The sequence below is a fragment of the Halomonas sp. BL6 genome (assembly GCF_006228115.1).
Lineage (GTDB): Bacteria > Pseudomonadota > Gammaproteobacteria > Pseudomonadales > Halomonadaceae > Vreelandella > Vreelandella piezotolerans.
On record NZ_VDGL01000002.1, the window covers coordinates 173,963 to 195,813 of the forward strand.

The following is a 21,851-nucleotide window of genomic DNA, read 5'->3' on the forward strand; positions in this document are numbered from 1 at the left end:
TTGGCTGCTGCGTCACGCGTACCCGTTCACATCGTCACCGGCTTTTTAGGTAGCGGTAAAACCACGCTTATCCACAGCCTGATCGAACAAAAGCCTGTGGATGAAAAGTGGGCCATTCTGGTCAACGAATTTGGTCAGATCGGCATCGACCAAGCTATGTTCGATAGCCGCGACGATGTGGTGGTGAAGGGCCTACCCGGCGGCTGCTTGTGTTGTCAGCTTGCGTTCGTGTTACAGGCCGCGCTGGTCAATCTGTTGGCGCGCAGCAAGCCTGACCGGGTGATCATCGAGCCCTCCGGCCTTGGCCACCCGGCGGGGTTGCTCGACCTGCTGCGCGGTGAGGCGTTTCAGGACGTGGTAGCCGTACAAGATATTATCGCCACGCTCGACCCTCGTCGCCTGGACGACCCCCGCGTGCGCGAGCACGAGACGTTTCAAGACCAGCTGCAGATGGCCGATGCCATCGCCATCACGATGGGTGACCAAGCAAGAGAGGCCCAGCATCGTCAAGCGCAGCAGTTTGTTGGTGCGCTATGGCCAACGCCAAAGTGGGTGCATATCGTCGACCACGGCAAACTTCCCGTGGCGCTGCTGCTGGAGAGCGGTCAGGCCAGCCAGCCAGCGCACCCCGCGATGCCTGACGCGCACCATGCCTTGGCGGCGGCCCCGAGTCTGGATGGCGCGTTTTTCGATTTCCCACCGCCGCCCGGCACGCCTCAGCAGCAAACCGCCAACGCCTTGGGCTACACCAGTACCGGCCTGCGCTGGCACCCCACCGAACGCTTCGACCTCGACCTGCTTGCCCACTGTGTCGGCGAATTACCTACCTCCGCTCGGGTGAAGGGCGTGTTTCACACCACGGATGGCTGGAAACGGCTCAACCGCGCCGACGGAGCGCTCAGCGTCGCCAGCAGCGCCTGGCGGCAAGACTCGCGGCTCGAAGTGATTACTCCCGACCCTATCACCTCCGACGCTCTCGAACACGCGGCGCTCATCGCCACCCTGCATGCACAGCTAGCTCGCTCACGAGTGGAAGCGCCCTGATACCATCGCCTCGATCTCACTGACCGGAACCGGGCGACCATACAAATAGCCTTGAAAGGCGTGGCAGTCGTGGGCCATGAGCCACACCTGCTGGGTCTGGGTTTCGACCCCCTCGGCAATGATGTCGAGGTTCAAGCTCTTGGCCAGGGCGATGGTACTCTCCACGATCGCCGCATTGGCCTTGCTCTCAAGTACTTGGTGTACAAAGGACTGGTCGATTTTTAGCTGATCCAACGGCAACTGAGCCAAATAGGCTAACGACGAGTAGCCGGTACCAAAATCGTCCAATGAAAAGCGCACACCCAACGCCTTCAAGCTCAACATTTTATCTCGAGCGTCGTCACGGGCCTCCACGAAGAGTGACTCGGTGACTTCGAGTTTGAGCTGGGCCAGCGGCGCTTGGGTGCGCTGAAACACGTGCTCCACGCGGGGCAAGAAATCCGCCTCGCGAAACTGCAGCGGACTGATGTTGACCGAAATCGTCAGCTGGCTGAGCAGCGGTGAAGGCGCCCAGCGAGCAAGCTGCTGGCAGGCTTCTTCCAATACCCATTCGCCCACGTCATTGATCAGCCCGGTGCTCTCCAGTAGTGGAATGAACTCCCCCGGAGAGACCATGCCACGCTCGGGGTGCTGCCAACGCAGCAGCGCTTCCACCCCGGTGAGCATACCGTGGCGATCCACCTGAGGCTGATAGTGAAGTCGCCATTGCTGATTCTCCAATGCCTGGCGCAGTTCCGCCTCAAGCTTCACTTTGGCCAGCAGCGCGGCCTGCATGGAGGGATCGAAGAAACGCAGCGATTGGCGCCCGCCCGTCTTGGCTTGAGAGAGCGCCATATCTACCTGCTGTAGATAGTCGTCGGCGCTCCGCTGACTATCCGACACGATGGTAATGCCCACGCTGGCACTCACCACGGCACTCTCTTCACCAATTGGGACGGGCTCGTCCAGCGCCGCTAACAGTTTTTTGGCGATGTGCTCGACTAACGCGTGCGTTTGGCGTGGGCTACCATCCACGCCTTCGATCAACACGGCAAATTCGTCACTGCCCAGCCGAGCGAGCGTGTCGGTGTCACGCAGCATTTGACCGAATCGGCGGGCCACGCACTGCAACAGTTGGTCCCCCGCGTGATGCCCCAAGGTGTCGTTCACATGGTTGAAGTTATCGATGTCGATCAGCAAGAGCGCGCCACAGCGCTGATGGCGGTTTAGCTCCTTCAGCGCCGTGCCGACACGGTCCATGAAGAGACGCCGGTTGGCGAATCCGGTGAGCGGGTCGTAAAACGCCAACTGGTGAATCTCCTGCTCGGCAGCTTTGCGCTCACTGATATCGCTCATGGTGGCGACGTAGTGGGTCAGCTCGCCCGCCGCGTCGTAAACCGCACTAATGGTCAGCCACTCGGGAAACAGCTCACCGTTTTTGCGCTGATTCCAAATTTCTCCTTCCCAACTCCCCGTGGCCATGACGCTGCGCCACAAACGACGATAAAACGCCGCGTTATGGTGGCCCGAGCTGAACATGCGCGGATTCTTGCCCACCACTTCTTCATCGCTGTAGCCAGTAATGCGTTTGAAGGTATCGTTGACCTTTAAAATGTTACCCCGCGCGTCCGCCACCATGATGCCCAAGTGCGCCTGAAAAGCCGCAGCCGCGATTTTCAGCTCGACTTCTGCTTGTTTCGCGTCGGTAATATCGCGGGTCACGGATAAAACTCCTTCGATGTGATGAGTGTGACTGGCCAACGGGCTCACCGTGGCGTGAAAGTGACGCTGCTGCTGGCCAAGCAGTAACGGATATTCGAACGTCGCCACCTGTCCGGAGCGCTGGACTTGGTGGAACACCTTATCAAAGGTCTTGGCCAGCGTGGCAGGCAGTACTTCATCGTAATGTCGCCCTAGCGCTTGCTGGCTTTCCAGTAGAAGTTTGTCCTTCTCGATGGCGTGAACGAAGCGAAACCGCCCTTGACCATCGAAGACGAAAATCAAATCTTGCAACGAGTTGATCAGCGCGTCCAAGCGCGCCTCCCGGGATTGCAGCCGATACGAGAGCGACAGTCGATTCAAATAGTGCCGCACGCCCCAGGCCCCCAGTAGCAACATCCCTCCCATTGCCAGCGTGAGAACCAGGCCGCGTTGACGCCAACCGGCAAGCTGGCGCTGCACATCGACCCCGACCACTACCAGTACGGGGTAATTGCCGACACGCTGCATATGGAACAGGCGCTCGCGCCCGTCCAGCGGCGAGCGAGCCGTAAACGTTTGAGAGGCTTGCTGGGTGGTCAGCCACTGCCGTGTCGCCGGATCGTCGATCTGCATGCCCACCAAGGCAGGTGGATCAGGCACGGGATGACGAGCGATGAGCTTCAAGCTACCGTCGACCAAGCTCATGCTTTCGCCATCATAAACGCGCATTTGTTGAAGAGCGTCCATCAGGGTTTTGGGCACCAAACGCGCGACCACGACGCCATCAAATCGGTCGTTTTCGCCGCTGATTCGCCGAGCGTGATAGAGATAAAACTGACGATCCTCGTCCGACCAGTAAAGCGGCGTCACGAGCTCGCGCTGGCCCCCTTGCTGAAACGAGCGAAAAAAATCAGTGTGACTAATATCGATGCCCGCATGGCGATTATCACGACTACTGATCCATACGCGCCCTTGGTCGTTGAGAATACCGATCTCATTGATCAGCGGCATATACCGGGTCAAGGCTTCTACGGCCCCCTGTATGTCGGCCATACCGTCAGCGCTATCGAACCCGCGGGTCTCAACGTGCTGAGCCAAGGTGAAAAGTGCTTGCCCGCTCTGCCCAAAGACGCCTTTCGCCCACTCGGTCATGACGTTAGAGCGGGCAGAGGCCCGGGCTTCTGCCGCACGAATCTCCTGCTGGTACTGGCCAGTCAATAGCCAACCAAACAGCGACACCACCACACACAGCGCCAAAAAGAAAAAGCCGATCGCGCGTCGCTGCAAACGTCGATAACGTGGCAATACGGGCACATCGCGGCTCGTTGCATCACTGCGAGAAGGAAACATGGCACATCGACCTTATTCAGGTATCCCGCAGGCGCACCTGATACAGTGTAAAAAAGAACAGTGGAAGATACACCAACGCCAGGCCAAGATGACATCACCCCATAGTGGCGCGTTGTTTTTTTGATGTATATCAGTTTTTAGCCAGCTTAATTCTTCAATAAGCGCCCTTTTTATCAAGAAGAGGCAGTTATGGCATCGCTAGGCCAAATGAGCGACTACGACATACGTCTAGTGCGTATTTTTAAAACGGTGGTGGAGTGCGGAGGCTTCACTGCAGCCGAGACCACGCTGGGCATTAGCCGCTCGGCGATTAGTCAGCACATGAGCGACCTTGAAAGCAGGCTGGGCTTTTCGCTATGTCAACGTGGGCGTGGAGGCTTTAGCCTGACAGAAGAGGGTAAGGAGATTTACCAGGCGGGACTCACACTGCTTACGGCGCTGGAAACGTTCAAAAGCGATGTGAATGCGCTACACCATACCATCAAAGGCGAGCTGAACATCGGCATTACCGACAATCTCGTCACCCTCCCCGCCATGAATGTCACCCATGCGCTAGCCGCACTGACCGCCCCCCACCATGAGGTCACGGTACACATTCATATGGAGCCCTCAGATGCGGTGATTCGCGGCGTGATGGACGGTCATCTACACGTGGGCGTCGTGCCCGCCGTGAACCTGCCCACCAGCCTGGAAACACGCTTGCTCTACGACGAGCCCTCTTACCTATACTGCTCCGCTGGCCACCCGCTGTTCAGCGTACCCGACGACGCCGAGAGCGCCGCCCAGCTCGCTCGATACCCGGCCATTCGACCCCGCTATCCGCTTCCCGACATGGCACGTCAGGCCCACGAAGCGCTCAACCTACAAGCCTCCGCTTCCGACCGGGAGGGCGCGGCGTTCCTGATCCTCACCGGCCGATTCATCGGCTTTCTACCCGAGCATGTCGCCGCACAGTGGGTCGCCGCAGGCAAAATGCGCGCTCTGCATCCGACCACTCGGCACTATCGTATTCCCTTCGTGCTGGTCACACGCCACGACCGACGACCCAACCGTGTGGTCGATGCGTTTTTGGGGTTTGTCGAACAACGCGAATCATAAAGCATAACGCCCGGTAAAGTGCCGGGCGTCATAGCGTGGTTCAGTCATCAAACCGGATAACGACTTATTTTACGACCTCACTCGCCGCGAGAGGTACAGGCCCCACCTGAGGCGACGTTGCCAGTGCTTGGCTGGCGAGGTAATAGACGACTGCCCCCAGCGCGGAGCCCGTAAACCAGCCGTAGTCATAGAACCAGTTCATGGTACCGGTCAGCAGCGAGAGCAGCGTTAACGCCACCGGAACACCAAAGGCGATAAAACCGGCGATATTGACGGCGGGATAAGCATGGTGGTCCATATACAGGCTCGGCACATCCAAACGCTGCTTTTTAATCAGGAAGTAATCCACCGCCATGATGCCAGCGATGGGCCCTAACAGGCTGGAGTAGCCCAGCAGCCAGTTGGAGTACATCTGCTCCAGAGAAACGCCCTGGCTCACCACCCCCGCCTTTTGCAGCAGGTCGTAACCCATCAGCAACACCCCTACAGCCCCTGTCAGCAGCACTCCTCGCGTTTGATTGATAAATTTAGGCGCAATATTTTGGAAATCATTGGTAGGGGAAACAATGTTAGCGGCAGTATTCGTGGAGAGTGTCGCGATAATGATCAATACCATCGCCAGCACCACCCAAGCAGGACTGTCAATCACCCCAATCAAATTGACTGGATCAGCAATGGTCTGTCCTACCAGCGACTCAGACGCTGCGGTAAGCACCACACCAAGGGCAGCAAAGAAGAACATGGTCAACGGCAAGCCCAGGATCTGCCCGACGATCTGGTCCTTCTGGCTCTTGGCGAAGCGACTGAAATCAGGAATGTTCAGTGACAGCGTTGCCCAGAAGCCCACCATGGCCGTCAGGCCAGCAAAGAAGTAACCATATACCGAAGCCCCTTCCGGGCGCGACGGCGGCTGGGCCAGCAGCTCGGTCATCGACATGTGCGGCCACGCCCACATCATCAACCCGATCCCTACGGCCAGCAGCAGCGGCGCTGCCAGGGTTTCCAGCCACTTGATCGACTCGGCCCCGCGAATCACCACGTACAGGTTCATGGCGCCAAACACGAAGAAGCCAATCACCTCGCCGACACCTCCCAGCGCCGCCCAGGCGGGAAACAGCGCCGACAGCAGCAGGTGAATGGCCAGCCCGCCAAACATGGTTTGAATGCCAAACCAGCCGCAGCCCACCAGCGCCCTCACCAGGCAGGGCACGTTGGAGCCCAGGATACCAAACGAAGAGCGCAGCACCACCGGAAAGGGAATGCCGAATTTGGTGCCGGGAAAAGCGTTCAGCGTCAGCGGAATCAGCACGATCACGTTGGCCAGCAGAATGGCCAACAGCGCCTCGCCAACGCTCAGCCCAAAGTAGGCCGTGAGCACGCCGCCCAGGGTGTAGGTGGGTACGCAGATCGACATACCGACCCACAGCGCCGCAATGTTCCATTTGCTCCAGGTACGCTCTTTTGCTTCGGTGGGCGCAATATCCTCGTTGAAGCGGGCGCTTTCACGTACATCGTCTTCCACTGCCAGTTCGACCAACCCCTGCTGATCGATCATTCGAGATTTCGCTGCCGTCATCGTTGTCTCCTTAGCCTCGCCATTGCTTTTTTTATCTTCAAAGGTTCAACAGGTTACCCAGCAATAAGCGTGCCCAAAACCACACACTCACCGCTAACTCATTGAACACAAAGCTGACTAAAAAGACATATATAAAAAAGAAACTCTCTACATCATTATTGTTATAGCAACGGGTATTAAAACTTACTAAACAGGGTAGCGGCATATTCATAAAACGCACCATAAGAATGCAAAGAATCAATATGAAAATAAAAAGACAAAACACAAACTATTGATTTAAAATCATAAAAAAGAAACGCCATAATAGTGCAGCATCTCACCAAATTGATAAAAACGGCCAACTTAAAATTTAAAAAACAGAAAAAACAGTCACTTGAAAGACAACCAGGCTTTTTATAAAAACTTCTTGCAAAACGTCTTCAATCAGCGCTATGTTCAAAAAACTGTCTATCATGACAGCTTTGCTAACAATTATAAGTGTCGACCATGAGTCGATGTCATGACACGCCTAGCGATCTTTTCCGCCACTCATCGATACCGGCAGAAAAGCCACCCATAGCTGACCTCCCATCCATTCGGATGGTCGGCGCGTTATGACAAAAGAGGGGTAGTCCATGCAGAAAATGAAGATTGGCCTGATTCAGATGGCCCTGAATACCAGCACTGATCAAGAACCCGGCGCCATTCGTGACGCGATGAACGAAGCGCACCTGCCCATGATTCAGCAAGCCGCCGAGCAAGGCGTGCAGGTGCTGTGCTTCCAGGAAGTGTTCAATCAGCCCTATTTTTGCCCCAGCCAGGACAGCAAGTGGTACGCCGCCGCCGAGCGGGTGCCGGAAGGCCCCACCTGCCAGATGATGCAGAAGCTCGCGGCCGAGCACCGCATGGTAATCATCGTCCCTATCTATGAAGAGACCGAGACCGGCGTTTACTACAACACGGCGGCGGTATTCGACGCTGACGGTAGCTACCTGGGCAAATACCACAAGACACACATTCCCCAGGTGGCTGGCTTTTGGGAGAAGTTTTTCTTCAAGCCGGGGCAATCCAACTGGCCGGTTTTCGATACTGCCTACGGCAAGATCGGCGTGTACATCTGCTACGACCGCCACTTCCCGGAAGGCTGGCGGGCACTGGCGCTCAACGGCGCCGAAGTGATTTTCAACCCTTCTGCCACGGTGGCCGGTCTTTCCCAATACCTATGGGAGCTGGAGCAACCCGCCTCTGCCGCTGCCAACGGCTGCTTCATCGCCGCGATCAACCGGGTTGGCACCGAGGCGCCCTGGAATATCGGCGACTTCTACGGCTCCAGCTACATCGTCAACCCACGCGGCAAGATCGAGGCCCAGGCCAGCGCCACAGAAGACGAGCTGCTGGTGCATGAGATCGACCTGGATATGGTGCGCGAGGTGCGCAACAACTGGCAGTTCTTCCGCGACCGCCGCCCCGAGACCTACACCCGCCTCACCGACGGTGAATGATTCTGCTGGCTAAACACAACGACAGGAGCGAACCATGAGCTTATTGATCAAGGGCGGCACGGTGGTCACCCACGCTGACACTTACCGCGCCGATGTGCTGTGTGTCGACGGCAAAATCCACGCCGTTGGCACCGACCTGGAGGTGCCGGAAGGCTGCGAGATCGTCGATGCCAGCCACCAATTGGTGATGCCTGGCGGCATCGACCCCCATACCCACATGCAGATGCCCTTCATGGGCGCGGTGGCCAGCGAAGACTTCTACACCGGCACCGCCGCCGCCATGGCGGGCGGCACCACCACGATCATCGACTTCGTGATTCCCAGCCCCGGCCAGTCGCTGCTGGAAGCCTTCGAAACCTGGCAGGGCTGGGCGGAGAAAGCCGCCACTGACTTCGCCTTTCACGTGGCGATCACCTGGTGGGATGAGAGCGTCAAAGAGGAGATGGGCACCCTGGTACGCGAGCACGGGGTCAACAGCTTCAAGCACTTCATGGCCTACAAGGGCGCGATCATGGCCACCGATGACATTCTGGTGGAGAGCTTTTCCCGCTGCCTGGAGCTGGGAGCGGTGCCCACCGTACATGCTGAAAACGGCGAGCTGGTCTACCACATGCAGCAGAAACTGCTGGCCCAAGGCATCACCGGCCCGGAAGCCCACCCGCTTTCTCGCCCACCGCAGGTGGAAGGCGAAGCCGCCAGCCGTGCCATTCGTATTGCCTCCACCCTGGGCGCACCGGTCTACCTGGTGCATGTCTCCACCAAAGACGCGGTGGATGAAATCGCCTACGCCCGCCAGCAGGGCCACCCGGTGTTTGGCGAGTGCCTGGCGGGCCATCTGGTGATCGATGACAGCGTTTACCAGCACCCGGACTGGGCCACTGCCGCCGCCCATGTGATGAGCCCGCCATTCCGGCCCAAGGGCCACCAAGAAGCGCTCTGGCACGGCCTGCAATCTGGCAACCTGCAAACCACCGCCACCGACCACTGCTGTTTCTGCGAAGAGCAGAAGGCCGCTGGTAAAGATGACTTCACCAAGATCCCCAACGGCACCGCGGGTGTGGAAGACCGCCTAGCGGTTATCTGGGACGAAGGGGTGAATAGCGGCAAGCTTTCGCCCCAGGAGTTCGTAGCGGTCACCTCCACCAACACCGCCAAGATCTTCAACCTCTACCCGCGCAAAGGGGCGATCCAGGTGGGTGCCGATGCCGACCTCGTGGTCTGGGACCCCAACGGCACCCGCACGATTTCAGCCAAGACCCATCATCAGAACGTCGATTTCAATATCTTCGAGGGCAAGACGGTACGCGGCATTGCCCGCCATACCATCAGCCAGGGCAAGTGGACATGGCGCGACGGGGAGCTGTACGCCGAGCGCGGTGCGGGGCGCTATTTAGAACGTCCCGCCTACCCCGGTGTGTTTGAACTACTCGCCAAACGTGCCGAGCTAAACGCACCCATGGCGGTAACGCGCTAACCCGCCCTTTCTCAGAACAGAGCCATGGAGAAACGACCGTGACCCATTCACTTGATCATCTGCCCAACGCAAAAGAGGTCGGCACCTACGACCCAGCAACGCTGGCAAGCAACTTCAGCGATCTTCATCCGCCGCTGACGCCGCGCCAGGCCATCATCGAAAGCCAGCGCTGTCTCTACTGCTACGACGCCCCCTGCGTCGAGGCCTGCCCGTCGGACATCGACATTCCCAGCTTCATCCGTCAGATCAGTGACAACAACATCAATGGCGCAGCAGAAACCATTCTGGAAGCCAATATCCTCGGTGGCAGCTGCGCCCGGGTGTGCCCTACGGAAATCCTCTGCGAGCGCAGCTGCGTGCGTAACCACGACGCCGAGTGCCAGCCGGTGCTGATCGGTTTGCTCCAGCGCCACGCCACCGACCATATGCAGTTCGATAGCCACCCCTTCAAGCGGGCCGCCAGCACTGGCCGCCATGTTGCCGTGGTGGGCGCGGGGCCAGCGGGGCTCTCCTGCGCCCATCGCTTGGCCATGCTGGGCCATCAGGTAACGATCTTCGAGGCCGAGCAAAAGCCTGGCGGGCTCAACGAGTACGGCATTGCCCGCTACAAGATGACCGACGATTTTGCCCGCAAGGAAGTCGAGTTTCTGCTGGGGATTGGCGGCATTGACCTCCAGTACGGCCAACGCCTGGGCGACAACCTCACTCTCGACACCCTGCGCCAACAGTACGACAGCGTATTCCTGGGATTAGGGCTGGGCGCCAGCCGTACGCTAGGGCTGACCGGCGAAGATGCACCGGGCCTGATGCCCGCCGTGGACTACATCAAACCCCTGCGCCAAACCGATGACCTGGGCAGCCTGGCCGTAGCCAAGCGCTGTATCGTGATTGGCGCAGGCAATACCGCCATCGATATGGCCACGCAAATGGCGCGTTTGGGGGCTAAAGAGGTCACCCTAGTGTATCGCCGTGGCACTGAGGCGATGTCTGCCACCGACCACGAACAGGAGATCGCCAAGGCCAACGGCGTGCGCATGGTGACCTGGGCCCAGCCGGACGAAATTCTGCTGGACGCCCAAGGGCGCGTGGCAGGCATGCGTTTTGCCAACACCACCGAGCAGCAGGGCCGCCTCTCCACCACGGGTGAGACCTTCGAGATCGCGGCGGATGCCATTTTCACCGCCATCGGCCAGGGCTTTGCGGGCGACAGCCTACGCGATGCCACCGCCGCCGAACTGGCCCGGGATGGCGAGCGCATCCACGTGGATGAAATGTTCCAAACCTCACTGCCCAACGTGTATGCCGGTGGCGACTGCGTAAAACCCGGCCAGGACCTCACCGTACAAGCCGTGCAGCACGGCAAGCTGGCCGCCCACGCCATTCATCAAGCGCTCGCCGCCCAGCAGGAGGCCGCATGAATACCACACCTTTCAACACCCTCTCTTTTCCAGGCAAGAAAAACAGCGGCGACAGCGTGGTGAACGGCGTCGACCTATCGGTGAACTTTGCTGGCATCAAAGCTCCCAATCCCTTCTGGCTGGCATCGGCCCCGCCCACCGACAAAGCCTACAACGTGGTGCGCGCCTATGAGGCGGGCTGGGGCGGCGTGGTATGGAAAACCCTCGGTGAAGAGCCGCCTGCCGTGAATGTCTCCTCCCGCTACTCGGCCCATTACGGCAAAAACCGCGAGGTGATCGGCTTCAACAATATCGAACTGATTACCGACCGTTCGCTGGAGATCAACCTTCAAGAGATCACCCAGGTGAAGAAGGATTGGCCGGACCGTGCGCTGATCGTCTCCATCATGGTGCCCTGCAACGAGGAAGCCTGGGCGTATATCCTGCCGCGGGTGGAAGCGACCGGCGCGGACGGCATCGAGCTCAACCTGGGCTGCCCCCATGGCATGCCGGAACGCGGCATGGGCGCGGCGGTGGGCCAAAACCCGGATTTGATCGAAAAAGTCACCTACTGGTGTAAAAAGCACTACTCCAAGCCGGTCATCGTCAAGCTCACCCCCAACATCACTGATATTCGCGTGGGCGCCCAGGCGGCGCTGCGGGGCGGGGCCGATGCGGTCTCGTTGATCAACACCATCAACTCCATTACCAGCATCGACCTGGACAACATGGTCGCCAAACCCACCGTGGGCCACCAGAGCACCCACGGCGGCTACTGCGGCAGCGCGGTGAAACCCATCGCCCTGAACATGGTGGCGGAAATTGCCCGTGACCCGGCCACGCCCACGCTGCCCATTTCCGGTATTGGCGGGATTTCCACCTGGCGGGATGCCGCGGAATTCATCGCACTCGGCGCGGGCAGCGTGCAGGTATGTACCGCGGCAATGCTCAACGGTTTTAGAATCGTGGAGGAAATGAAAGACGGCCTCTCCCGCTGGATGGCGGAAAAAGGCTACGACTCCACCGAGGCGTTTTCCCGCAAGGCGGTGCCGCAAACCACCGACTGGAAGCACCTGGACATCAACTTCAAGACCATCGCCCATATCGACCAGGACCTGTGCATCGAGTGTGGCCGCTGCTATATCGCCTGCGAGGACACCTCCCACCAGTCGATTGCCAAGCTCACCGAGCAGGACGGCGCGCGCCGCTACGAGGTCATCGAAGACGAGTGCGTGGGCTGCAACCTGTGCCAAATCACCTGCCCGGTGGAGAGCTGCATCACCATGGTGCCTCAGGAAACCGGCAAACCCTTCCTCGCCTGGGACGACGACCCGCGCAACCCCTTCCGCGTCGCCTCTTAGGCGCTACTCAGCCACACCTACGCCGACTCAGGTCGACACGGCCGCCTCTTGATAAAGAGGCGGTCGCATTTTCTGCAACCTACCGTTCCCCCAGTGGCACACGACAACGCCTCGACTTACTGCGATGATGAGAAAATATTGCATATAGCTATATTTCTCAAAGAAAAGGATGCCACATGACAGTAAAAGCCATCGCTGCCACATTGCTGCTGGCCAGCGTCAGCGCCGCCGCGAGCGCGGACCAGCGCATTGCCACGTTTGATCTAGGCAGCTTGGATACGCTGGACGCCCTAGGGGTGAGAGAGCAGGTCGTCGGCGTGCCGAAAGCGAGTTTGCACAGCTATCTCGACCAGTACGCTGCCGACGCTTATAGCGACATTGGCGGCCTGCGCTCGCCGGAGATGGAGGCACTGCAACACGCCGATCCAACCCTGATTCTTTACACCGGCCGTCAAGCCGAGTGGGAAGCGGAATTGGGCGAGATTGCTCCGCTGCTCAATACCAGCCTGACGGGCGATGATTACCTGACCGCCTTCGATGCCAACGTGCGCGAACTCGCCGGACAGGTAGGCGAAGAAAATAACGCGGAAGAGGCACTCGCCACGCTGCATACCGAGATCGAGCAGCAAAAAGAGGCGTTGAGCGACGCGCCGACAACGCTGGTCGTCACCCATAATGGCGGCAACCTGATGCTCAATCAGCACCCGGTGGTCCATGACGTATTGGGCATTGCAACACTGGAGATGCCCGAGAGTGTCACCCCCGAAGTACGTGGCGAACGCACTTTTACACCGCTTTCCGCTGAAGCGATTGCCGAGATCGCTCCTGAGGTAGTGCTCGTGATCGACCGCAGCGCAGCCATTGGCAATGAACCTGCTAACGCGGACCAGCTGCGCACTTTACTGGCGGAAGCTGGCGCCGAGCCTAGACTCGTGATGCTCACACCGGCCCTTTGGTACCTATCCGGCGGTGGCTTACAAAGCTTGGCGCTGCAAATTGACGAAGTCACCAGTGCGCTAGCAACACAGCTTTAAATCATCATCTTTACGAGCCGGTTCCCGTTGCGCTGGTCAATGTACTGCGTCGGATAGTCAGCCATCTGAAGGGCTCGCTTGCTAAGACGGATCACGGTCGCCTTCGGGCGGCCGTGGTGGCACATAAGCGGCGGTGCCGCCTAGCTGCCCTGCATGAGCTCTTATGCTTTCCAGCATGGCGGTTGCTGCGGCAGACGGGGAGCCTCTGACCGGTGTAATGATCCCCAAAGAGCGGGGTACGTACGGTTCGATCAAAGGACGCCAGCCGATGCCCTCTGCAGATATCTGTCGGAAGCTGAATGAAGGAAGCGCTGCCACTCCTAATCCCGCCGCCACCATCCGTCCAGCGGTGCCAATCTGACTGACTTCACACATCAAGTCCATCTCAAGGCGTGTCTGTTCTAATACGCTCTCAATGGCAGCACGCGTGCTCGATAGGCGGCTCACGCCGATAATGGGATAACGCAGCAGCGCCTCCCAAGGCACGGTGTCCATCGCTAACAAGGGATGCCCCACGGGGCAAACCGCGACGAAATAGTCTTCAACGAGCGGCTCGAAATGCGTTGCCTCTACACGAAGCGGCTGTACCGACAGTCCAATGTCTGCCCGGTGGTCACTTACCAGGTCATCTACCTGGGAGGCCAGCACATCGTGAACACTGATCGCGATATTGGGAAATCGATGCCGATAATCGGCTAGCACGGTCGGTAAGAATCCTGCCGCTAGCGTTGGCAGCGCAGCCAGCGTTACTTTGCCTCGCTGTTTATTGAATAGCTCTCCAAGATCACCCAGCGCGTCATCCCAATCGCTAATCAATCGCCTAGCCGTTGGCAAAAAGAACTTGCCTTCTGGGGTGAGCTGCACGCCGCGAGGGGAACGGTTGAACAGCACGCCTCCCACACACTCTTCTAGTTTGCGAATGGCAATACTCAAGGCTGGCTGCGACATGTGCAGCCGCTCCGATGCTTCGACGAAGCTGCCGAACTCGGCAATCGCCACGAAGGCTTTTAGCTGACGAATGGAAGGCTGCATAAATAAAGTAAAAGTCTCATTCATATAATTATATTAGACAAATACTAGCAGGCTCTCTCATTCTTAATAAGTCAAATGACACGCATCTTCTGGAACCAACAACCCACAATACCCAGAGAGAGCAACTGCTATGTACTCACTCAAAACGCCACTCTTAACCGCCATTCTCAGTGCTGGCTTGATCGCAGGCACGGCCGTTCACGCCGAAGAGCAGCTCTTGATTGGCTCGACCTCCACATCGTCTAGCCAATACGGCTATTTCGTCGCCGTTGGACAAATTATCAATCAGCATGTCGATGGTGTGCGCACCTCTGTCGTAGAAACCGGTGCCACCGTGGACAACTTGCGGCGCATTTTAAGAAACCAAATCGATATGGGGCTCGTTACCACCAACGTGGGCTATCACGCCTATGCAGGCGAGGGTGAGTTTGAAGGTCGCCCCGTGGATAACCGTCTTCTTTGGGTTTACTCCCAAGCACCACAAAATGTCGTGATGCGCGAAGATTCCGGCGTTACCAGCATGGCAGAACTAGACGGCGTGCGCCTGAATCCGGGGATTACCGGCTCTGCCACCGAGGCCACGACCATTGCCGTGATGGAGACGCTGGGGCTTACCCCAGAGTATGTGCGCGGTTCTACGACGGATGTGGTCGCCGGTGTCAAAGACAACCGTATGGCGGGATACGTCAAATCTGGCGTGGGCGAAAAGCTGGACGGGTCCTCCATGGACATTGCGACGTTCACGCCGATCCAAGTGCTGTCCCTCAGCGATGAACAGGCTGAAACGCTGAATGCACAGATGCCTGATATTTCCGTGGTCAATATTCCTGAGGGAGCGGCCGAGGGCATGCCCGCTTACACGACGTGGAGCTTTGGCTTAGCGATGCATGCAAGTCCCGAGCTTGACGAAGAAACGGCCTACCAAATCGTTAAAGCCGTGATGGAAAATCCCGACCCGCAAGTCAGTGCACTCGCTAATCTCGCCGAGGTCGACATCGCCGAACTCACTCTCAGCAGCGGAACGGTGCCCTTTCACCCGGGTGCCGCGCGCTATTTCGAAGAGCAGGGATACGACATTCCTGACCGTCTGATGCCGTCAGAATAAGGAAAGGAGCTCGGTTCCATGCGCAATAAGCTGCTCATGCTGGTCGCCCTGTTGTTGGGCGGCTTCATCTTCTATACCTCAGCAACCGGGCCTTTTGAAAGCTTGGTTCATCGCAGTCTCTTTCTTGCGCTGGTCATCGGGCTGGGGCTACTCACCTATCCACTGGGCGCTGGAAAATCCTGGCGCCCCTTAGGGATAGCGATCGATGGGTTATTAGCCCTGGGCGCCATCACCGCCTGCCTGTTCATTACCTTCAACGCTAACCGCATTCTGACCACGCTTCCCTGGGCAACCCCCCAAGATATGGCACTCACGGCCATTTTGGTGGTGTCCATTTTGGAAGTTGCTCGACGGGCGATTGGGTGGGTCTTTCCGCTGTTAGTCACTATCGGCATCGCTTATGCCCTACTGGGTGACCGACTCTCAGGACCGCTTAGCCACCGGGGTTTTGATGCTAGCTTCGTGACGGAAACGCTGTTTCTCGGGGATTTAGGCGTATGGGGGATGTTGCTAGGCGTCGCAGCCACGACCATTGCCGCGTTTGTGCTTTTTGGTAGCCTTTTGCTTCATACGGGGGGAGGTCAAACGTTCATTGACCTTTCAATGCGCATCGGTGGGCGTAGCCAAGGGGGCGCCGCCAAAATTGCGACCGTGGCCTCCAGCCTATTCGCGATGGTCAGCGGCAGTGCAGTAGCGAACGTGGCTACCACCGGCAACTTCACCATTCCGATGATGAAGCGGCTCAAATATCCTCCGGCCTTTGCTGGCGGCGTAGAGGCCGTGGCATCCACAGGGGGCCAAATCGCACCGCCTATTCTCGGGGCAGCGGCATTCATCATGGCAGAGATACTGGGGGTCAGCTACGTCACCATTGCCCTCGCTGCCGTATTACCTGCGCTGCTTTTCTATGTCGCAGTATTCTTTACGCTCCACTTGGTAGCGGTACGCAAAGCCCTCCCCTTGGTACCGGAGAGCGAGCTTCCCGCTTGGCCCGATGTACTTCAATTGAGACGATTAACCCCCATTGTTGCCGCGCTGGGTGGCTTATTTGGGGGTGTTCTAAACGGCTACTCCATCCAATTCGCCGCTTTTTTAGGCATTACACTGCTGCTGGTCAGCTATCTTTTCTTTGCGTTGCTAGACCGAACACCGCCCCGTCAAATAGCCCGTTCGCTTGTGACCGGCTTGGAAGATGCGGGTAAGGGCATGGTGATCATCGGGGTGTTACTCGCTGGCGCACAGATTTTGGTCGCCATGCTCAACCTAACGGGCATTGGTGTCACGCTGTCGACGCTCGTGGTCAGCGTTGCGGGTGAACAGGTTTTCCTAGTGGCCCTGATCGTCGCCGTCATCTGTCTCATTATGGGCATGGGCATTCCGACTACGGCGGCCTACGTGTTGGTGGCTGCCGTGTTGGCGCCAGCGCTAACGCGCATCGGTATCGAACCGTTAGTCGCCCATCTGTTCGTTTTCTATTTCGCGACGATATCGGTCATCACGCCACCGGTCTGTATTGCGGTGTTCGTTGCCGCTGGCATTGCTAAGGCGGGCTGGCTGCAGGTCGCTGGCCAAGCCATCCGCTTGGGGGCGACCACTTACATTATCCCCTTCTTGATTTTGGCGTACCCGGCGCTTATCGGTTTAGGCGATGCCTGGGACATTACCCTAGCCGCTGCGCGTGCCATGGCCTTTGTCTTGGCTTTTGCCGGCATATTAGGGGGCGCTCGTTTCTTCGGTCACCGCTGGCTGGATAGTGCGCTGCTGGCCATCACAGGACTATTAGCGCTGGTACCCAATAGTGCGCTTGGGTTACTCGGCATCGCGGGCCTGACAGGGCTCTATCTATGGGCTTGGCAATCCTCTCGACGTATTGCACTTCAAGGAGCGGAGCTATGAGTCATCGAGAAGTGAACATGACGACGATCGCCGTGATTGGCTGTGGCACGATCGGCGTCAGTTGGGCCGCCTACTTTCTTTCCCGCGGTTTACTCGTCACGGCTTTCGACCCGGATACCAACGCCCGTGCCTACTTTGCTCAGCGCGTCGCTGAGGATATGCGTACGCTTGGCGTCGATCCTATCACGCCAGTGGTATCGCCCACCCTGGAAGAGGCGCTACAGGGGGCAGAACTGGTCGTCGAAAATGCGCCCGAGTCCATCGCGCTCAAGCAGCAGGTATTAGCCGATATTCAACTGATAGCGCCCTCGCAAGCGTTGGTGGTCAGCAGCACCTCCTCTCTAAAGCACTCTGATATCACTGAGGGGACGCCTGCACCTGAGCGCATCATTATCGCGCACCCCTTCAACCCCCCCCACTTAGTGCCACTGGTCGAACTCTACGGGCCAGATAGTGAACGGGTGCAGCGCTTGGCCGATTTTTATCACAGCATCGGCAAGCAGCCGGTGGTGCTGCGTAAAGAGATGGTCGGCCATATTGCGAACCGCCTCTCTTCAGCCTTGTGGCGAGAAGCGCTTTATCTGTTACAGGAGGGCGTGGCCAGCGTCGAAGACATCGATCTAGCGGTGACGGCAGGCCCAGGGTTGCGCTGGGCCATTCAAGGCCCATTCCTGACCTATCACCTAGGCGGTGGCCAAGGGGGCATTCGCCACTATCTGGAACATCTCGGCCCTAGCCAGGAGTATCGCTGGGCAAGCTTAGGGCAACCGACCATGAGCGACGAACTCTACGAGCAAGTCATCCAAGGAGTAGAGTTAGCCACGCATGGTCACTCACTGCCGGACCTCTTCTCTGAACGAGACCGTCAGTTAACGGCCATCCAGCATGCGCTAGCAAACGGCAAACAGGAGAAGTCCCTATGATCGCCTCACCTTGTTTGCTAATGGTTGCCCCCAACGGCGCACGGCGCGTCTATCAAGACCACCCTGCCATTCCATTGACCCCAGAAGAGCTCGCACGCGATGCGAAAGAGTGTCTAGCGGCGGGAGCCTCTGCCATGCATCTGCATGTGCGAGAGGCCGATGGCCGTCATTTACTCGATGCTGCGGCCTACCAAGAGGCGCTTAGCGCCATCCAAGATGCCGTTGGAGATCAATTACTCCTTCAGGTCACCAGCGAAGCCGGTGGACGTTATTCACCTTCAGAACAGCGACGTGTGATTGAGGCGTTACAGCCAGAGTACGTGTCTATCGCGGTGCGTGAATGGTTCGGCGATGCGTATGAAGTTCACGCCAGTGGCGAGCTGTGCCGTCACTTGGTAAGTCGTGGCACCCATATTCAATACATCGTTTACTCACCTGAAGATGTTTATCATTTCAATAAATTAAGAGATAAAGGTGTAGTACCCCACGGCCCGGCGTTTTTGCTCTGCGTGCTTGGACGCTATGCAGACCCGCCCATTGCCGACCCTGGCCGTTTACCAGGTTTTTTACAAGCATTGGCGGCTGGCGACCATTGGGCGGTGTGTGCCTTTGGCCCCACCGAAGGTGATTGCTTAGCACTAGCAGCCCAGCAAGGCGGCCATGCTCGAGTCGGCTTTGAAAACAATCTATGGCGGGCGGATGGCCAACTCGCCACCCACAATGCCGAGCTGGTCGCTGAGACCAAGGCGCGTATCGAAGCAACGGGACGCCGAGTGATGACGGCACCCGAAGCACGCCACTTCCTTGCCTTGACTACCAATGCACGCACGGGAGTCACCTTATGACGGTCGTAGTCGGTTGTGGTGCGGGCTTTTCCGGTGATCGTACCGATGCAGCCAGGCCGCTCGTCGATGCACTCATGTCGTACGATGCGCCTCGTGCGCTCATGTTCGAAACATTGGGTGAGCGAACGCTGGCGGCGGCTCAATTACGCCGCATCAAAGATCCTGACAGCGGTGATGAGCCGTTGCTGGAAGAGTTTTTATCGCCCGTGTTGAGCGATTGCCTCGCCCATCACATTACGGTGTTGGGCAACTTTGGGGCGGCCAACCCTGAGGCCGCCTGCCGTCGTATTCAGCAGCTAGCCAAGCGCTTGGGTCACACTGAAGCGTGCTTGGCCACGATTCACGGCGATGACGTGAGAGACCAGTTGCATGCCCTTGACTGGCAGGCCTGGGAGGGCGAAAAACGGTCTCTGTCAGCACTCGAGCACGTGGTCGCCGCCAATGTCTATCTCGGCGCAGATGGGCTGATAGAGGCGATGGCACGAGGGGCACACGTCGTGATTACCGGGCGCGTGGCCGACCCCTCGCTGGCACTCGCCCCACTGTGCTACTACCACGACTGGGCAAGCGATGACTGGCACAGGCTTGCCGCTGGGGCATTGGCAGGTCACTTGATTGAGTGTGGCACGCAAGTCACCGGGGGCTACTTTGCGGACCCTGGTTTCAAAGACGTCCCTGGTATGGCCTCGCTGGGTTACCCCCTGGTGGAGGTGGAGCGAAACGGGCGACTGATCGTGACCAAACCACCCGGTACGGGTGGCTTGGTCACCGAACAAACGGTGAAAGAACAGCTGTTGTATGAAATACATGATCCCAGTGCTTACATCACTCCTGATGTCGTCATCGATCTGGCGCATGTCAGCGTCAGACAACTGGCCAAAGACCGTGTCGAAATCACGGGTGTCCGCGGCAAACCAGCACCTGCTCGTTTAAAAACCACCGTTAGTTTTCTGGGTGGCTACCAAGGTGAAGCCGAAATCTCGTATGCAGGCCCTAATGCGTTTGCCAGAGCCCGTCTCGCCAGAGACACGCTTCGACAACGGCTGGCATTACGCTGCCCCGCCAATTTGCGAGCGCGCTTCGACTTGATTGGTGTCTCCAGCGTTTTCGATGGTGACTCGCAATACAATCCCCATCACATCGGCCAAGCCGCTAGCGATATTCGCCTCCGTCTCGCCGTCGAGCATGCCGACCAACGCGTGGTGGAGCTGGCGACACAGGAGTTATTAGCCCTTTATTGCTGCGGACCTGCTGGCGGTGGCGGCGTCAGGAGACACCATACTCAACGCCTAAAAACCGCTTCGTATTTGGTACCCAGACAACAAGTTACCCCCATCGTGACACTGCATAGAGGAGAGGGTAATGCGTGAGTTATTGCATCGCTACGCCCATGCCCGGGCAGGCGACAAAGGCGATCGGCTCAGCTTAGGCGTGTTTGTATACGAGGAAGCGCACTATTCCTGGCTGGTCGAACAGCTCTCGGAAGCGAACGTTGCAGCGCTATTTGCGCATCGAGATGTGCATCACGTCACTCGGTATTTATTACCTCATCTCAAAGGTATCAACTTAGTGTTGGACGATGCGCTGCAAGGGGGCGTCAATGGCGCGTTGAACCTGGATGGACATGGAAAAACGTTGTCCGCCCTACTTTTATCCATGGAGGTCACTCCTCCCGAAGCGGCTCTCTGACATACCGCGCTAGCGTATCGCTCATCGGCACGTTGAGGGTAATGCCTTTACCGGGCAAAGGCTGCTGGAACCAGCGTTCGTAGAGTGCCTGCATGTCCCCTTGCTGGTAAATGGTGCGCAGCGCTCGATTGACCTGCGCCACGAACGCCTGATCGTCTTTACGCATCAGCAAGCCCAGTGGCTCTTCGGCGGTAATGGCCTCTTCTGAGAGGGCATAAGCCGTTGGATCCTCTGACTCTGCGATCATCGTGCTGAGCAGAATGTCGTCCATGGCGAACGCGGCGACGCGGCCATCGGTGACGAGATCGAAGGCAGCTTGCAGCGTCTCGACCGGTACAACGGAAAGATTCAGCCGCCGTTCACGGTTGGCTTGGTTGATTTGCCCGACGTTGACGGTGCCCCGGGCCACGCTCACACTGCGTCCGGCCAAATCCTGAAGCGTGTCGTAATGGTTCTCTTTGAGTGAGACGAAGCGCACGGAGACAAAAAAGTGACTCAGCGAAAAATCAGCGCTGCGTCGGCGCTCTTCATTATTGGTGCTTGCGTTGCATTCGATATCGATCTCGCCGCTATTGAGCATCTGCACACGATTCCCGGGCGTTCTAAACACGTACTCGATGGCGAGGGAGGGCAGGTCGAGCTGCTCTTGGAGTTGCGACGCCACCTGCTGGCATAAGTCGATGGAGTATCCGAGCACGTTGCCGTTGTCATCCGTGTAAGAAAAGGGCGCGGTATCGCCATAGCCCACGCGTAAGGTGCCTGTCTCGCTCAGCCGCTGCAGCGTATCGATATCGGAAGCCGCCGCCGAGGAGACAGCCCACACCGACATGAGAAGTCCTACCCACCACTGCACTAGGATTTTCACG

Annotated in this window: 17 protein-coding genes; 13 read left to right on the top strand and 4 right to left on the bottom strand. The window is 58.1% G+C overall.

The window, feature by feature from the left end:
• Complete coding sequence (locus FHJ80_RS04350; RefSeq protein ID WP_139525817.1) at positions 1–1,044, top strand: GTP-binding protein; 1,044 nt, start codon at positions 1–3, stop codon at positions 1,042–1,044.
• Here FHJ80_RS04350 and FHJ80_RS04355 read toward each other — a convergent pair.
• Positions 1,024–4,074 carry an EAL domain-containing protein gene (locus FHJ80_RS04355; protein ID WP_139525818.1) on the bottom strand — a complete coding sequence of 1,017 codons (3,051 nt, stop codon included), beginning with the start codon at positions 4,072–4,074 and terminating at the stop codon, positions 1,024–1,026. The genes FHJ80_RS04350 and FHJ80_RS04355 overlap by 21 nt on opposite strands.
• 189 nt (positions 4,075–4,263) lie before the next feature.
• Here FHJ80_RS04355 and FHJ80_RS04360 point away from each other — a divergent pair, with 189 nt between their 5' ends.
• Complete coding sequence (locus FHJ80_RS04360) at positions 4,264–5,172, top strand: LysR family transcriptional regulator (protein WP_139525819.1); 909 nt, start codon at positions 4,264–4,266, stop codon at positions 5,170–5,172.
• A 64-nt stretch (positions 5,173–5,236) separates the two neighbouring features.
• On the opposite strand, the gene FHJ80_RS04365 is transcribed toward FHJ80_RS04360, so the two are convergent.
• A complete protein-coding gene (locus FHJ80_RS04365) occupies positions 5,237–6,748 on the bottom strand; it encodes an NCS1 family nucleobase:cation symporter-1 (protein WP_139525820.1) in 1,512 nt (503 codons plus the stop codon).
• A 614-nt stretch (positions 6,749–7,362) separates the two neighbouring features.
• Between FHJ80_RS04365 and FHJ80_RS04370 the strand changes: the two genes are divergently transcribed.
• The 5 genes from FHJ80_RS04370 to FHJ80_RS04390 all read left to right on the top strand — a co-directional run bounded on the left by FHJ80_RS04370 (position 7,363) and on the right by FHJ80_RS04390 (position 13,495).
• Complete coding sequence (locus tag FHJ80_RS04370) at positions 7,363–8,229, top strand: nitrilase-related carbon-nitrogen hydrolase (protein WP_139525821.1); 867 nt, start codon at positions 7,363–7,365, stop codon at positions 8,227–8,229.
• A 34-nt stretch (positions 8,230–8,263) separates the two neighbouring features.
• Positions 8,264–9,703 (top strand): dihydropyrimidinase, encoded by a 1,440-nt coding sequence (gene hydA, locus FHJ80_RS04375; RefSeq protein WP_139525822.1) that lies wholly within the window; start codon positions 8,264–8,266, stop codon positions 9,701–9,703.
• A 38-nt stretch (positions 9,704–9,741) separates the two neighbouring features.
• The gene (locus FHJ80_RS04380) at positions 9,742–11,121 is read left to right on the top strand and encodes an NAD(P)-dependent oxidoreductase (RefSeq protein ID WP_139525823.1); all 1,380 of its coding nucleotides are present in this window, start codon (positions 9,742–9,744) and stop codon (positions 11,119–11,121) included.
• On the top strand, positions 11,118–12,461 hold the full coding sequence (preA, locus tag FHJ80_RS04385; RefSeq protein WP_139525824.1) for an NAD-dependent dihydropyrimidine dehydrogenase subunit PreA: 1,344 nt from the start codon (positions 11,118–11,120) through the stop codon (positions 12,459–12,461). The genes FHJ80_RS04380 and preA overlap by 4 nt, the downstream gene beginning before the upstream one ends.
• A gap of 176 nt (positions 12,462–12,637) precedes the next feature.
• Positions 12,638–13,495 (top strand): ABC transporter substrate-binding protein, encoded by an 858-nt coding sequence (locus FHJ80_RS04390; protein WP_139525825.1) that lies wholly within the window; start codon positions 12,638–12,640, stop codon positions 13,493–13,495.
• An 81-nt stretch (positions 13,496–13,576) separates the two neighbouring features.
• Here FHJ80_RS04390 and FHJ80_RS04395 read toward each other — a convergent pair whose 3' ends face one another.
• Positions 13,577–14,527 (bottom strand): LysR family transcriptional regulator, encoded by a 951-nt coding sequence (locus FHJ80_RS04395; protein WP_139525826.1) that lies wholly within the window; start codon positions 14,525–14,527, stop codon positions 13,577–13,579.
• 130 nt (positions 14,528–14,657) lie between these two features.
• On the opposite strand from FHJ80_RS04395, the gene FHJ80_RS04400 reads away from it, so the two are divergent.
• From FHJ80_RS04400 to FHJ80_RS04425, 6 genes are read left to right on the top strand one after another with little or no spacing between them, the layout of a single operon-like run.
• A complete protein-coding gene (locus FHJ80_RS04400; RefSeq protein ID WP_139525827.1) occupies positions 14,658–15,632 on the top strand; it encodes a TAXI family TRAP transporter solute-binding subunit in 975 nt (324 codons plus the stop codon).
• 18 nt (positions 15,633–15,650) lie between these two features.
• A complete protein-coding gene (locus tag FHJ80_RS04405; RefSeq protein ID WP_139525828.1) occupies positions 15,651–17,528 on the top strand; it encodes a TRAP transporter fused permease subunit in 1,878 nt (625 codons plus the stop codon).
• On the top strand, positions 17,525–18,451 hold the full coding sequence (locus tag FHJ80_RS04410; protein WP_196781563.1) for a 3-hydroxyacyl-CoA dehydrogenase NAD-binding domain-containing protein: 927 nt from the start codon (positions 17,525–17,527) through the stop codon (positions 18,449–18,451). The genes FHJ80_RS04405 and FHJ80_RS04410 overlap by 4 nt, the downstream gene beginning before the upstream one ends.
• Positions 18,448–19,296: a 3-keto-5-aminohexanoate cleavage protein gene (locus FHJ80_RS04415; protein ID WP_139525829.1), complete on the top strand. Its 849-nt coding sequence runs from the start codon at positions 18,448–18,450 to the stop codon at positions 19,294–19,296. Before FHJ80_RS04410 ends, FHJ80_RS04415 begins: the two co-directional genes overlap by 4 nt.
• Positions 19,293–20,666 carry an acyclic terpene utilization AtuA family protein gene (locus FHJ80_RS04420; protein WP_139525830.1) on the top strand — a complete coding sequence of 458 codons (1,374 nt, stop codon included), beginning with the start codon at positions 19,293–19,295 and terminating at the stop codon, positions 20,664–20,666. The genes FHJ80_RS04415 and FHJ80_RS04420 overlap by 4 nt, the downstream gene beginning before the upstream one ends.
• The gene (locus FHJ80_RS04425; protein ID WP_139525831.1) at positions 20,659–20,985 is read left to right on the top strand and encodes a hypothetical protein; all 327 of its coding nucleotides are present in this window, start codon (positions 20,659–20,661) and stop codon (positions 20,983–20,985) included. The genes FHJ80_RS04420 and FHJ80_RS04425 overlap by 8 nt, the downstream gene beginning before the upstream one ends.
• Here the strand turns inward: FHJ80_RS04425 and FHJ80_RS04430 are convergent.
• The gene (locus tag FHJ80_RS04430; RefSeq protein WP_255303871.1) at positions 20,960–21,850 is read right to left on the bottom strand and encodes an amino acid ABC transporter substrate-binding protein; all 891 of its coding nucleotides are present in this window, start codon (positions 21,848–21,850) and stop codon (positions 20,960–20,962) included. The genes FHJ80_RS04425 and FHJ80_RS04430 overlap by 26 nt on opposite strands.
• Between the last annotated feature and the right edge of the window lies 1 nt (position 21,851).